The following is a 15,054-nucleotide window of genomic DNA, read 5'->3' as shown; positions in this document are numbered from 1 at the left end:
ATGTGGTGGAGCCTTAAAAAGGATAAAGCGACCTCACCTCGCGTGAATTAAGAAGAGAAATCACATGTATAAACAAATCCTTGTTCCTGTCGATCTAAATGATAAAGGCTTTTCTGATAAAGCCGTCGAGATTGCGGTCTGGCACGCCAAGCATTCAAACGCTGAGATTCATATTCTCAATGTACTGCCAGGCATTCACATGTCGATGGTGGCCACTTATTTTCCCAAAGATGCCGCTGCCAAGATGAAGAGCGACGTGAAGGCACAGCTAAAAGCGTTCGCTAATCAACATATTGACGATGAAGTGATCTTTAAAGTCCACGTTGCTGAAGGCAAGCCTTATGCAACCATCTTAGATTATGCAGAACGGTTAGGTGCAGACTTGATTGTTATGCCAAGCCATAAACGCTCAAAGATCGATAAAGTCGTTTTAGGTTCCGTGGCGAGTAAGGTCGTACAAAACTCGCCAATTAATGTCTTAGTTGTGAAACCACAGTCTGATTAATTGACAATCATTCCCGCCGTTGTCATCAACCATGTAATGAATAAAAGGTAGCCTTAGGCTACCTTTTCTATTTGCAAGCCTATTCACTAAACCACATGATTGGTGTTTTTTCCTTGCCAAAAAGCGTCTATATTTTCAATAAGTATGTCGCAGAGTCGCTGGATAGAAGAATCACTTCCCCACGCAACATGCGGCGTCAACACTAAATTCGGCAAGTGCATATTGGCAATAAGAGGATTACTCGGTAATGCTGGCTCTTGCGTAAAGACATCCACACCAGCCCCAGCAATACTCCCTGTAATAAGAGCCTTCACCAAGGCTTGTTCATCCACTAAACCTCCCCGCCCGGTGTTGATTAATACCGCTGACGACTTCATTAACGCGAGTTCATTTTCAGCAATTAGATCCTGAGTAAGTTCCGTCAGAGGGCACAGCAAACACACCGCATCGGATTGTCGCAAAACCGTTTCAAAATCCACATACCCCTGACGCGTAGTTGGCGCATTTTTTCGCTCAGAAAAGATAACCTTCATCCCTATAGCGCTGGCCAACTTGGCGGTCGCTTGACCTAATGCGCCTGAACCAATAATGCCAAGTGTTGCCCCAGCCACATCTTGAATTGGGTGAGTAAAAAAACAGAACTTACCCTGTTTTTGCCATTCACCCTGAGCGATATCATTGTGATAAGCAGGAAGGTTTCTAAATAAAGTAAACAGCAATGCAATAACATGTTCTGGTACGGAACGTGTCGCATAACCTTGAATATTCGACACGCTGATCCCACGAGACTGACAATACGTTAAATCGATATTATTCACGCCGGTTGCGGTCACGGCGATGTGCTTAACCTTTTGTGCGCAGGATAAATCGTCAGCACTAAGGGGGATCTTATTAGTGACGATAATATCGGCATCGGCAATGCGTTCTGCAAGAGTTGGCGACGCTGTTTCAGGGTATGACACCCATTGATGCGGGAATGATGGCGAAGGAATTAAGATATGTGCAGGGATAGTGTCACGATCTAGAAATACAATCTTAGTACGAGTATTAGTATCGAAAGAGTGATGATTATCGGCCATTGGTTTTCCTCGAATAGCAACGACCGACAACACTGTTATGGCCGTATTAGCATTTAGGCAATGTCTTATAATCCGGTAAAACAGATGCAGGGTCAAAGTGTTCAATCACCATTTGCGTCGCTTGAGGGTAAAAATCACAAGGCACAAAGAGAGAACTCAGCTCTAAGCTCTCTGGATGATAGAAGGAGAGCTCACTGGCATGTAGACCCAACGTCTCTGAGAACTGCATCGCTTCCTCATGTGCGTAAAATTCATCACCCACAATCGGATGCCCAATTGCCAATAAATGAACACGCAGTTGATGGGAGCGACCCGTGATAGGAAATAGGCGAACAATACTGGTTTTATCATCAACCTCAACCACTTGGTAATACGTCTGCGATGGCTTTCCATCTTGATAACAGACTTTCTGCCTTGGTCTATTTGGCCAATCACAGATTAACGGCTCATCAATCAGGCCCTCACTGTTTTCTGGTGTTCCCCAAACGCGGGCATAATACACCTTGTGAGTGAGTCGATATTGAAATTGCTTCTTTATTGACCGCTCTGCCGGTTTGTTTTTTGCCAACAACATCAACCCAGAAGTTGACATGTCTAAGCGGTGTACCACCTGAATATCAGGGTACTCGGCATGTAAGCGACTCCACATGCTGTCGTAATGTTCTTCTGCTCGTCCTGGTACAGATAGCAACCCTGATGGTTTGTTCACGGCAAGGATATCCTCATCCTCATAGACAATGTCAATCCAAGGGTCAGTGGGGGGGGTGTAGCTGATCATAGCCATAGTGAATACCAAAACAAAAAGGGATAGATATAAATGAAGGTAAACCTTTTACAGTTTACCTTCATTTTAACAAAGCCAAAAATACACAGCGCCGCCTTAGCATCGCATTATGCTGACTAAGCGTTAGTTATGACTCACAACAATAAGACGCAGTGAATCTAGCTGAAGCTGAGCGTTATTAATATAACCATCCAATGCTTTAATTTGAGCATCAATCGCTTCAATTTCTTCATCGCGAATGTTTGGGTTCACCGCTTTAAGCGCCTGCAAGCGTTCCAGTTCACCATTCAAACTGCTGTACATCGATTTGTGTGCTTCTTCTTTCGCTGCGGTCAGTTTAGATTCAACCATACCGTTGCCGGTTTCAATTAGGCGTACTACCTCTGCCTGCACGGAGGTCACCAGCTTGCTCGCAAGATGACGGTTTACCGGGCTGAGCTGACGGTTGAAGCCCTCAAACTCGACCTGAGCAGATAAGTCATTACCACGCCCATCAATCATAAGTCGGATTGGAGCAGGTGGTAAGAAGCGACTGATACCACTGCGTTTCGGTGCTTGAGCATCAACCACGTAAACCAGTTCAAGTAAAATCGTTCCGACAGGCAGCGCCTTGTTCTTCAACAAAGACACTGCACACGCGCCCACACCCTCACTCATTACCAAGTCAATACCACCTTGGATCATTGGGTGCTCCCAACTAATGAAGTTCATGTCTTCACGAGACAACGCCGTATCACGATCGAAGGTGATCGTCGCCCCTTCATAAGGCAAACCTGGGTAACTCGGTACCATCATATGCTCAGACGGTGTGACAACAAGGGCATTTTCACCTTTGTCATCTTGGTTCAGTCCAATGGTATCAAACAAGCTCAAAGCAAAAGTAACCAGATTGGTGTCACCATCGGTTGCCATGATGTCATCCGCAATTTTTTGCGCGGCCTCACCACCATTAGAATGCATTTCTAATAGGCGATCTCGTCCTTGTTCCAACTCGTGTTTCAGCTCTTGATTATAGTGTCGAGATCCTTCAATGACCTCGTCTAGCTCAGTCACGTCACCCGATGCCAGCATATTGACGATGGCATCTTGATAACGATCGTAGACCATGCGGCCTGTTGGGCACGTCTCAGCAAAGGCATTCAAGCCTTCATCAAACCAACGAGCAAGGATCGCTTGCGATGTCCCTTCAAGATAAGGGACATGCACATCAATATCGCGGCTTTGACCAATACGGTCCAAACGCCCAATACGCTGCTCTAGTAAGTCTGGGTTAAAAGGTAGGTCAAACATCACTAATTGATTAGCGAACTGGAAGTTACGACCTTCCGAGCCTATTTCGCTACAGATAAGAACCTGAGCCCCACCCTCTTCTTGTGCAAAATAAGCAGCGGCTTTATCACGCTCTAAAATTGACATGCCTTCGTGGAATACCGTAGCACGGATGCCTTCTCGCTCACGAAGAGCTTGTTCAAGTTGCAACGCAGTGCTTGAACGTGAAGCGATCACTAGAATCTTCTCGCTACGTTTGGCTTGGATCTTATCAATCAACCAATTCACACGTGAATCAAACTGCCACCAGCTAGAATCTTCGCCTTCAAATTCTTGGAAGATTTCTTCTGGATACAGCATCTTCATTGCGCGAGCTTCAGGTGCCATTTTGCCACCGATCATGCCAGACACTCGCATAGAGGTCGTGTACTGCTGAGGGATCGGCATCGGAACTAGGTTGACATTACGTGTCGGAAAACCTTTGATGGCAGCTCGCGTATTTCGGAACAATACTCGGCCAGTACCATGGCGATCCATTAAATTATCGATAAGCTCTTGACGTGCAATGGCTTTCTCGGTGTCATCCGCGGCGCTCTCGAGCACATTAAATAATGGCTCTGCGTCTTGTTCTGACAATAATTCTGTAATTTGATTCTTAGCTTCATTCGCCAGTTTTTCACCAGAAAATAATGCCGTAACGGCGTCTGCTACCGGCGCGTATTGGTCTTCTTCTTTAACAAATGCGTCGTAGTCAAAGAAGCGATCTGAGTCGAGCAAGCGTAAACGTGCAAAATGACTTTCACGCCCCAATTGCTCAGGTGTTGCGGTGAGCAATAGAACGCCCGGCGTTTGCTCTGCCAATGCCTCAATGACTTGATATTGTCGGCTTGGTTTGTCTTGGCTCCATTCTAAATGGTGCGCTTCATCAACAACAAGTAGATCCCACTCACCCTCAAGCGCTTGCTCGAAACGCTTACGGCTTTTACGCAAGAAATCGAGAGAGCACAGGACATATTGTTGGGTATCAAATGGGTTTTCAGCCTCAGCAAATGCCTCAATACAACGCTCTTCATCAAAGATGGAGAAATGCAGATTGAAACGACGCATCATCTCAACTAACCATTGATGTTGAAGTGTTTCTGGCACCACAATAAGGATACGTTCAGCGCGACCCGATAACACCTGTTGGTGAATGATCATGCCGGCTTCAATTGTTTTCCCCAGTCCTACTTCATCGGCTAATAGTACACGAGGGGCGTATCGACGACCGACCTCATGAGCAATAAAGAGTTGATGAGGAATCAGACCTGCTCTCATTCCACAAAGGCCGCGCATTGGGCTTTTATGTTGCTGGTATTGATTAGTCAATGCGCGATAACGCAACACAAAATTGTCCATGCGGTCTATTTGACCAGCAAACAACTTATCCTGAGGCTTATTAAAACGGATGTGGTTGCTAAGAAAAATCTCACGCAATGCAATGTCTGTTTCTTGCGTATCTTGTCGCGTACCCATGTACGTCAAGACACCTTGATTTTCAGACACATCTGCAACTTCTAAAGACCAGCCTTCTTGGCTATCTATAACATCGCCGACATTAAAAATGACTCGGGTTACCGGAGCATCACTACGTGCATAAACTCGATTTTCTTCTGATGCAGCAAACATCACTGATACTGTTCTCGCATCCATTGCGACGATGGTACCCAAACCTAAATCACTTTCCGTATCGCTAATCCAGCGCTGCCCTAAAGCAAATGTCATAGAACGAATACCTCACTCTTTTAGATGTCTTTGCGGTTATTTTGATGGTAGCTCTGCATTAATATCGAGCACATAACACCATCCAAATAATAGTAGATGATGACACAAAAATTGCGCATTTCTACCCTTTGATGAAAGGTCGCTAATCTTACTTGAAGGCGTGATTTAGGTCACGCCAATTGCACGGAAAAGCGCACTTTTTTTTGTTTTATTCACGTTGACATCAAACTGAAAAAAAATAGTGGCATTTGTTAACGGTAAGGTGATTTTTTTCGCTTATACTCAAAATGTAAACGTTACATAAATGTTAATCAAAGTTGATATTTTGAACGTATACAAGGATAAGAGATTCAATCTCGTTTTATTTTGATTGAAGCAACCAAAGTTGACTCACCGTGCACACAGACGAGCCAGCGAGGATCCAAAGCCTGATTCGTCTCAGCTGTGAGCAGCTTACTAGGACAGTCGCGGAATGCGGCAAGGAGACTCTATGGGCGACACCGACCGTAAATTTTTTGTTCTCGACACTAATATCCTTCTTCACGAACCCTTCGCTATCTACTCTTTCAAAGAACATGATGTTGTCATACCGATGACAGTGTTAGAAGAGCTCGACCGTATCAAAGACAGTAAACGAGACGTCGCTCGTGACGCCCGCGTTGCTATTCGAGCACTTGAAAATATATTCAAAGATGCCACGCCAGATGAAATCTCAGAAGGTATTCCTTTTTCTCACGACCAACAAGCAACAGGCACCATTTCGATACTCGCGGACTATATGCTTCAAGAAACCTTCAAGGCATTTGCCGACAAAGAAGGCGATAACCGAATCCTTAACGCCGTGCTTTATTTACAAAACAAGCGGGCACCGCGCGATATTATCTTAGTCACCAAAGACATTAACATGCGACTGCGAGCAAAAGGCGCAGGGGTCCTGCATGTTGAAGATTATCGCACCGATCAACTCATTGATGATGTCCAATATTTGAGTAAGGGTTTCCAGACAGTTCCTGGCGTATTTTGGGACGGTATTGATAACGTCGAAACCACCGTGTTAGGCGGAAAAACCTTTCACACCTTTGAAAAGCACGCCATTGAACCATCCTATGCGAATCAATATGTCATTGATGAAGAAAGTGACTTTGCCGGCCGAGTTGCCGACCTCCATGATGAAGACATCACCATCAAAGACCTTAGCCAAGAACGTATGTTAACTCGCCAGGCTTGGGGAATTCGACCAAAAAACATCTACCAAGGTATGGCGATGGACGCCTTACTTGACCCCGACATTGATCTCGTTATCCTAACGGGTGCAGCCGGCAGTGGTAAAACCCTACTCGCCATGGCCGCGGCACTTGAAATGACGATTGAGCGTAGTATGTTTGATAAAATTATCGTAACGCGCAATACCCCGGATATCGGTGAATCCATTGGCTTTCTTCCCGGTAGTGAAGAAGAAAAAATGATGCCATGGTTGGCCGCTATCACCGATACACTTGAGGCCCTACATAAGCACGACCATTGCACAGAAGGCTCCCTAAAGTACATTTGCGATAAGGCCAATATCCAATTTAAATCCATTAACTTTATGCGTGGTCGCTCTATACAAAATGCTTTTGTATTGCTCGACGAATGCCAAAACCTGACAGCCTCTCAAATAAAGACCATCATTACTCGCTGCGGAGAGGGAACAAAAATCGTCTGTTCAGGGAACCTAGCACAAATTGACTCTCATTATTTGACGCCCGTCACTTCGGGATTAACGTATATGGTTGAACGGTTTAAAAACTTTTCCGGCAGTGCCAACATTCACTTGAATGGCGTGGTAAGAAGCCGGTTGGCAGAATATGCGGAAGAGAATTTGTAAATGAGTCCTGGGTCCTGGGTCCTGGGTCCTGCAAGATGATGATCGTTACCTGATTTGATTGCAAAAAAAATCGCGGTATAAAACCGCGATTTTTTAATAGAAAAGAGGCTAGTCAGTACCACCGACCGTCAGTGCATCGATTTTTAGGCTTGGTTGGCCTACACCGACTGGCACGCTTTGTCCTGCCTTACCACAGACCCCCACGCCGCGATCAAGACTAAGATCATTCCCCACCATCGACACTTGCTGCATCGCTTCAATGCCAGAGCCAATCAAGGTCGCACCTTTGACCGGTGTGGTGATCTTACCATCTTCGATCAAATACGCTTCTGATGCTGAAAACACGAACTTACCTGAGGTGATATCCACTTGACCACCACCAAAGTTAGGGGCGTACAAGCCTTTCTTCACCGTAGAAATGATTTCTTCTGGGGTATGTTGGCCAGGCAGCATGTAAGTATTCGTCATACGCGGCATAGGAAGGTGCGCGTATGATTCTCGGCGTGCATTCCCGGTTGGATTCACGCCCATCAAGCGAGCATTGAGCTTATCTTGCATGTAACCTTTCAGCACACCATTTTCAATCAGCGTGTTGTGCTGGCCGTGTACACCTTCATCATCGACGTTCAAAGAGCCACGTAAATCTTTTAGCGTACCATCATCGACAATAGTGCATAGTTTTGAGGTCACTTGTTGGCCCAATTTTCCCGAGAATACCGATGACTCTTTACGGTTAAAGTCACCCTCTAAGCCATGGCCGACGGCTTCATGCAACAAAACACCTGGCCAGCCAGAGCCTAACACGACCGGCATAGTACCCGCTGGGGCATCAATGGCTTCTAGGTTAACCAATGCTTGACGAATGGCCTCATCGGCATAGTGGTAAGCGACCTGTCGGCCATTTTCATCTGAGATGAAAAAATCATAACCATAACGTCCACCGCCACCAGCACTACCACGCTCACGACGATCGCCTTTTTGAGCTAAGACGCTAATGGATAAACGGACTAAAGGTCTCACATCGCCAGCAAAGGTGCCGTCAGTTGCAGCGACAAGCATTTGCTCATACACACCACTTAAACTGACGGAAACCTCACTCACCAAAGGCTCCTTGGTACGGATGTATGCATCAAGTTCTTTCAGTAATTCGGTTTTCTGTTGTTTTTCCCAGCTTTCCAGTGGGTTAACTGCCGCATAGTAAGCTTGGTTATCATGGCGAGTGAGCGCCTTAACCGATGCATTTTTCCCTTGTTGAGCAATGCCTCGAGCCGCAATGGCACTCTGCTTCAACCCATTAAGGGTCAGTTGGTCAGAATAAGCAAAACCGGTTTTTTCCCCCGTGATTGCACGTACACCAACACCCCTATCAATATTAAAAGAACCGTCTTTGATAATACTGTCTTCAAGGACGAGTGACTCGTGCCAACTAGACTGAAAATAAATGTCTGCATAATCGATTTGGCGAGTCGCAATACTTGCGAGTGTAGCTTCGATATCTTGCTCAGTTAGACCAGTAGGCCCAAGTAGCGCATCTTCTATGCGTTCCATATTCGTACTCTTATTATCGTAATGAGTGTAGGTGTTGTTCAAAGCGAATATGCTTCGCAACAGGCATGGTTTGCCTGACTTCTTTAACAACATCAAAATTTAAATCGGCAATGATAGTACCCACTTGATTGCCGAGTTGGCCTTGCACCTCACCCCATGGAGAAATGACCATCGAATGGCCCCACGTTTCTCTGCCACATGGGTGGGTGCCACATTGGTTAGCCGCGACGATCCAACATTGGTTCTCTATCGCTCTTGCTCGAAGCAATACTTCCCAATGAGCTTGCCCCGTGACCGCAGTGAAGGCAGCCGGTACGACAATCACGCTTGCCCCTTGCGCTCTTAATGCACTGTAGAGATGTGGGAAGCGCAAGTCATAACAAATCGTTAGGCCAATCGCACCAAAGTTAACAGGTACCATCGCAATATCGGTACCTGCTTTAAACGTCTCAGATTCACGGTAGCGTTGAAATCCATCGTCCACATCGACATCGAACATGTGCAGCTTATCATAGTGATTTAGTCGCTGCCCATTACTGTCAAAAACTAATGTCGTGGTGGTCACTTCCGTAGCGGACTGTCGAATGGGAAAGCTACCAATGATCAAATTAACGGCATGTGTCTTAGCAATATCGGCAAGCTGGTGTTGCTGCTTACCGTCACCCAGCCACTCGGCGTGAGAATGATAGTCTTCTCTTTTTCCGAATATCAACGAGTTTTCTGGTGTCAAGATCCAACGCGCCCCTTTACGGGCAAGAAGCTGAACTTGCTCGTCGATAAAGGCAAGATTCTGTTTAGGGTCTGGGCCCGAGGTCATTTGAATAATACCGAAGCGTTCCTTGCTCATGGGATTACTTTTGCTCCTTTTTTAGGTTATCCGGAAGTTTGTATTCGCCCTTTGTACGCGATATTTCACTGACTTCAGGCGATGCAAGTGGCCCTTTCACGGCATAATTAACCTGAGTCACCACCTCCACAACCGGAGAGATCACGGTCGTGACAGCCAATACGATTAATGCCGTTTGCGGCGTCACAGCAAAGGCAGTAATAATCGGAATCCCTGAGGTCATATCCGGGGTAAAGTTGACCTCTGCATCCACGGTTTGTGAAGTAAGATCCGCCAACCCTTTGATTTTCATATCACCAGCAATCGCATCCATCTCGATATCATTGGTAACAAACATCCCGTCTCTAATTTTTCCGCTACCGGTAATGGAATTAAAGGCCATCCCCTTATCGAAGACATCTGTAAAATCTAATTGCATCTTACGAATGATCGAATCAAGGCTAAACAATCCCAATAGACGCGCTGCACCACTGACATCAGAGATCACGCCTTTGCCGAGCTTAGTATCAATGTCGCCATTAACGGTATCAATTCTCATCGACCAAGGCGCGCCATCCCAAGTCAGTTTTGAGTTAAGCTCAAAAGGCGCTTTTTGAATACCGGAAGTAATACCGAAGCGTTCCATTAGATCGCTGTTATTCTCACCTTCAACCTCTAGATTCACCTGGGTCTTATTTTGCTGTCCGGCAACCATCCAGCTACCATCGATACGAACCTTGTTACTGCCGCTGCTCAGGTTAAGTTTATTCCAAACGAGTTTGTTGCCTTGTCGAGCAACATCCATATCCACGTCACCAACTTTATACCCTTGAAACCAAAAGTTTTTTATATCTAACTTAGTATCAGGAATGGCATTAAAGAGCTTACGGTCAAAATCACTCACCAGTGGCGCTGACAAATCATCTTGAAGAATCAATGAGTCATCTGGACTGGCAGATTCAGCGAGCGACGGTAAATAAACATGCAGTCGTTGAAGGGCGACATAAAGTTGATTATCGTCGCTGTAATTTGCCTGCCCTTTTGCTTCTTGGCTATCAAGTTCGAATTGCCAGCCACCTTGTTTATATCTCGCATTAAAGTCGACATCATGCCACTCAATCCCCCCGAGCATAAACTCCTTTGCTTCTATATTTACGCGTGTTGGCAAGGGGATTGTAGGTGTATTTAAGTCATCCAGCATGGCTTTTTTAGTACTTGCTGGCTGCTTAGTTAAGGCACTCCATTCGTCCAAGTTAAAGCGATCGGAACGTATCTGGAAATCGTGTCCAACAATAGGGCTTATCTTAAAACCGCCCTTACCAAGCACGAGATTGGTTGCCTTAAGCACCGGCGTTTCCTTGGTAATATCAATCTCAGTTTGGTATTTAACAGACGGAAGCTGCAATCGTGCTGTAATCGCCTGTTGGTTACCAGAGGCCTGTAACCTTGCTTTTCCTGATTCACCAAATGCTTTCTTTAATGGATAGGGGTAATCACTCGCAATCGTCACCAAGTTAGCATTGAGATCCAATTGATAAGTAAATCCAACGTCATTGAGCTGAAGATCCACTTCCAGATTCCAAGGGGCGTGCCCTTTTAAACCACTGACATACCGCTCTCCGACATAGGGTTCTAATGGCCCCATATTCCAATCGCCTATAGCATCAAGATCGACACCATAGCCTTTACCGGAGTTCTGGCCATTAAAGTCTAGGGTTATGGGCTGATTCAACAAGGTCGCGGATAAGCCTTTAGCGTTGATGACATCGTTATCAAATGCAATGCTTCCTGATACCTTCTCTAAGGTCATCGGTGGTGCGTCAATCTCGACATGATTGTCTTTCAGTTTTGCAGCGCCCCAAGCACGAGACGGCGTCGTGTCACCAGAAAACGGAATGTACAACTGAAAATCCGCGTCAACCTTCCCGCTTACTTGCACCGCAGTCAGCGCAGCACCAACAGAGCCGACTAACGGTGTCGACATCATGTAATCGCGTACCGCACTACCACTACCAGTGGCCTTGGCTTCAATCTCCAAATGACCATCACCACGAAGCTCGGGAATGCGTCCAGTAATCCTCTTACCTTTCACCCCCATCAGCGTGGCGGCTTTCGAGTCAATGTGCATCGCCTCATTTTGGAACAGCAAATCGAGTTGCAAATCGGTCAATGGTGGCCAATTGGTATCGAAGCTAAATTTAGCATCGCGTAACCCCACCCACGCTTGAAACATGCCATTATGTTTTTTATACGGAAAATCGGAAAGCTGGCCGTACCAAAGTAACTTCGACGTATTGACGTGTCCCGCTTGAATAGCAGCGGATAAATAATCGGTTAGGCTTTGCCCAAGCGCAAGGGTTGGAAGATAACGCCACGTTTCCCCCGCATTATACAAATCGGCTTCGGCATAAAATGACAAAAATGGGCTGCTATCTTTAGGGAAATCAAGTCGAAACGCTCCCAATACCTGAATATCAGAGGTGGCGGCCGTCACTTTATCAGACCATAGCGACCAGCCCTTTTCACCATTATTTTCCCAATGAATATTGACTAAGCCTTGCTTGATATTAAGCGGGGCTTGGAAAACATCTCCGTAAGGAAATTTGTCATCGACCACCATCACCGTCGCATCCGCTTTGTTCACACTGCCGGCAACACTACCGGAGACATGAGAAAAGCCAGGAAGTAATGCCCATTGGGAGAGCGACAGCTGCCTAAAACTCGCGGAGTACAGCAAAGACTCAGCACCATTTTGTTGAGTGGCTCGGATATTTTCAATGCGTCCACCCGGATTCAGCTTATCCAACCACTCTTTAACCGTCGTATCTGGCATTAAAGATGCGAGCGGCTTTAAGGCATTGATATCTAATTGAGAAGCGTTCATTCGCCATTGGTTTTGTCTGTTCCAATCCAGAGCAATATCTAATTCTGGCCATGGAGTATCGTTCGTTCTCGCCTGGATTTCATGGGCATTAAGCTGCCAACCCTTTTCTGATGGGTGTACATGAAGCACGGCAGATTCCAGCACAATCTGATTACTAACCCCGTCTCTTTGCCATGCCAACTCAGAGGGTAATACCTCAACATACGCATCACTGGCCTTACTTTGCTCAAGAGTTAGCCAAGCGCGCAGGCTTGCATCCCCACCCGTAATGCCTGTTTTTTGACTAATTTCGTCACTAAGCCATGGCGATACTGACATCTTATCAACCGTGACATAGAACTCCCCCGTGACATCAGTGAGTGAGCCGTTATCAACAAAGTCAGCACGAACCTCAAGCGAGTCTAAATTTGCATCCGCAATAGACACGGTCCCCTGTGCAAGGTGTCGGTCATTTTCATTTCGCCATTGCAGATTTTCAATATCCAGTTGACGTGTATCACCTGATATCGCCTTATAAAAAATCGTGGATTGAGCCACAGAGAAACGATCGAGCTGCCTTAGCAATAAATTATCAAGGCGGTTAAGGATCTGCTCACCATTTTCTGCCGACTCAACGTTAGCAGGGTCGACTGATTTTTGATTGTTTGACGAGTGAAGAAGATCAACGGTTCGTACATCCAAAATCATACCGTTTATCGACATATCGGCGATAACAGGCTGACGTTGAATGATGGTCTGGACTAAATCAAATTCAAGTTCTAGGTTGTTCACTTCTAACTTGCTGTCTTCGCTTTTAGGAAGACTCACCGCAACACCTTGCAACGAAATAGAGGGGTGGGTGTTTCGCCAGAAACCACGAACATCACTGATAGACACATTGAATCCGCTTCCTTGATTTATCCAAGAAACGATTTCGGGTTGAATTCGGTTTAATTGAGGTAAAGTGACACGCAACATTGTGACCGCACAGGCAAGTAACACCAATACGGTCAACAATATCCAAAGAAAAAAACGTACTAATTGATTAACGCGAGGACTCACACACTACTCATTACATCATAACAACATCAAATTGTTCTTGAATATACAAAGGTTCAGCCTGAATACGAACCTGTTTTCCAATAAAGACTTCAAGTTCTGCAAGGGCATGAGACTCTTCGCCTTCCAATGTTTCAGCAACAGCTGGAGAGGCATAGACAACAAATTTATCCGCATCATAGGCACGGTTTACTCGGGTTACCTCACGCAAGATCTCATAGCACACCGTTTCAACGGTTTTTACTGAACCACGGCTTTCACATGTTGGACAACCACTACAAAGAACATGTTCAATACTTTCACGCGTTCTTTTACGGGTCATCTCAACAAGTCCAAGCTGAGTAAAGCCATTGATATTGGTTTTCACTCGATCTTTTGCCAGCGCCGCATCTAACGACACTAAGACACGGCGGCGATGCTCTTCTATACCCATATCGATAAAGTCGATAATGATGATGCCACCTAAATTTCGTAGTCTTAACTGCCTAGCAATCGCTTGGGTCGCTTCAACGTTGGTGTTAAAAATAGTTTCTTCGAGGTTTCTTCGTCCTACAAACGCCCCAGTATTGATATCAACGGTCGTCATGGCTTCCGTTTGATCAATAATCAGGTAGCCACCGGATTTTAGATTGACTTTACGCTCCAATGAACGCTGAATCTCATTCTCCGTGTCGTACATATCGAAGATAGGTTTGTCACCCTCATAAAGCTCAAGCAAGCATTCCATTTCAGGCACAAACTCATGAGTGAACTCTTTTAGGCTTTCATAGATAAGACGGGAGTCGACTTGAATACGAGTCAATTCGGTTCCAACAAAATCACGAATAATGCGATGTGCTAAACCCAACTCACCGTATAAGGTTGAGCGTGTTTTGTATTTTTTGCGGCGCTCATTGATCTTTAGCCATAGACGCTTCAAGAACTGAGCATCTTGAGCCAATTCTTTTTCATTCGCCCCTTCGGCCGCAGTACGAATGATAAAACCACCATTTTCATCGCAATAATCAGCAACAACGCGTTTAAGTCGGTTTCTTTCTTTTTCGCTCTCGATACGCTGAGACACACCAACATGACTAGCACCTGGCATAAAGACGAGGTAGCGAGACGGTAAGGTAATATCGGTTGTTAGTCGGGCGCCTTTGGTACCAAGCGGGTCTTTAACCACTTGAACAACAATGTCTTGCCCTTGACGCACGAGCTCTGAAATATCTCGTACCTGAAACTGTTTTTTCTCATTTTCCGCTACACATTCGGTATGTGGAACAATATCCGAGGCATGCAAAAAAGCTGCTTTCTCTAAGCCGATATCCACAAAGGCCGCTTGCATTCCGGGTAAAACGCGACTGACTTTTCCTTTGTAAATATTACCTACAATTCCGCGTTTCGCTTCACGTTCAATGTGAACTTCTTGAAGGATTCCGCCTTCGATCATAGCAACCCTCGTTTCACTAGGGGTTACGTTTAGCAACAGCTCTGCACTCATGAGCGCA

At 45.7% G+C, this 15,054-nt stretch carries 9 protein-coding genes; 2 read left to right on the top strand and 7 right to left on the bottom strand.

Features of this window, described 5'->3' with window-relative positions; genetic code table 11:
• Positions 1 to 64: 64 nt before the first annotated feature.
• Positions 65 to 505: a universal stress protein gene (locus tag AB4405_RS05265; protein WP_102469862.1), complete on the top strand. Its 441-nt coding sequence runs from the start codon at positions 65 to 67 to the stop codon at positions 503 to 505.
• 86 nt (positions 506 to 591) lie between these two features.
• Here the strand turns inward: AB4405_RS05265 and AB4405_RS05260 are convergent, their stop codons facing one another.
• From AB4405_RS05260 to rapA, 3 genes are all read right to left on the bottom strand, one after another.
• Complete coding sequence (locus AB4405_RS05260; protein WP_372059922.1) at positions 592 to 1,584, bottom strand: D-2-hydroxyacid dehydrogenase; 993 nt, start codon at positions 1,582 to 1,584, stop codon at positions 592 to 594.
• A 46-nt stretch (positions 1,585 to 1,630) separates the two neighbouring features.
• Positions 1,631 to 2,368 carry a bifunctional tRNA pseudouridine(32) synthase/23S rRNA pseudouridine(746) synthase RluA gene (gene rluA, locus AB4405_RS05255; protein WP_372059920.1) on the bottom strand — a complete coding sequence of 246 codons (738 nt, stop codon included), beginning with the start codon at positions 2,366 to 2,368 and terminating at the stop codon, positions 1,631 to 1,633.
• Between the two features lie 123 nt (positions 2,369 to 2,491).
• Entirely contained in the window at positions 2,492 to 5,401 is a 2,910-nt protein-coding gene (gene rapA / locus AB4405_RS05250; protein WP_102469859.1) for an RNA polymerase-associated protein RapA, read from the bottom strand.
• 490 nt (positions 5,402 to 5,891) lie between these two features.
• Between rapA and AB4405_RS05245 the strand changes: the two genes are divergently transcribed.
• Complete coding sequence (locus AB4405_RS05245) at positions 5,892 to 7,268, top strand: PhoH family protein (protein WP_372059918.1); 1,377 nt, start codon at positions 5,892 to 5,894, stop codon at positions 7,266 to 7,268.
• Between the two features lie 108 nt (positions 7,269 to 7,376).
• On the opposite strand, the gene tldD is transcribed toward AB4405_RS05245, so the two are convergent.
• From tldD to rng, 4 genes are read right to left on the bottom strand one after another with little or no spacing between them, the layout of a single operon-like run.
• On the bottom strand, positions 7,377 to 8,816 hold the full coding sequence (tldD, locus tag AB4405_RS05240) for a metalloprotease TldD (RefSeq protein WP_372059916.1): 1,440 nt from the start codon (positions 8,814 to 8,816) through the stop codon (positions 7,377 to 7,379).
• A gap of 13 nt (positions 8,817 to 8,829) precedes the next feature.
• The gene (locus AB4405_RS05235; RefSeq protein ID WP_372059914.1) at positions 8,830 to 9,663 is read right to left on the bottom strand and encodes a carbon-nitrogen hydrolase family protein; all 834 of its coding nucleotides are present in this window, start codon (positions 9,661 to 9,663) and stop codon (positions 8,830 to 8,832) included.
• Between the two features lie 4 nt (positions 9,664 to 9,667).
• Positions 9,668 to 13,567, bottom strand: a complete 3,900-nt coding sequence (locus tag AB4405_RS05230) for a YhdP family protein (protein ID WP_372059912.1) — start codon at positions 13,565 to 13,567, stop codon at positions 9,668 to 9,670.
• A gap of 10 nt (positions 13,568 to 13,577) precedes the next feature.
• The gene (gene rng, locus AB4405_RS05225) at positions 13,578 to 15,047 is read right to left on the bottom strand and encodes a ribonuclease G (protein ID WP_372059910.1); all 1,470 of its coding nucleotides are present in this window, start codon (positions 15,045 to 15,047) and stop codon (positions 13,578 to 13,580) included.
• Between the last annotated feature and the right edge of the window lie 7 nt (positions 15,048 to 15,054).

The sequence above is a fragment of the Vibrio sp. 10N.261.51.F12 genome, assembly GCF_041471725.1.
GTDB lineage: Bacteria > Pseudomonadota > Gammaproteobacteria > Enterobacterales > Vibrionaceae > Vibrio.
This window is presented reverse-complemented; position numbering and strand designations above follow the sequence as displayed.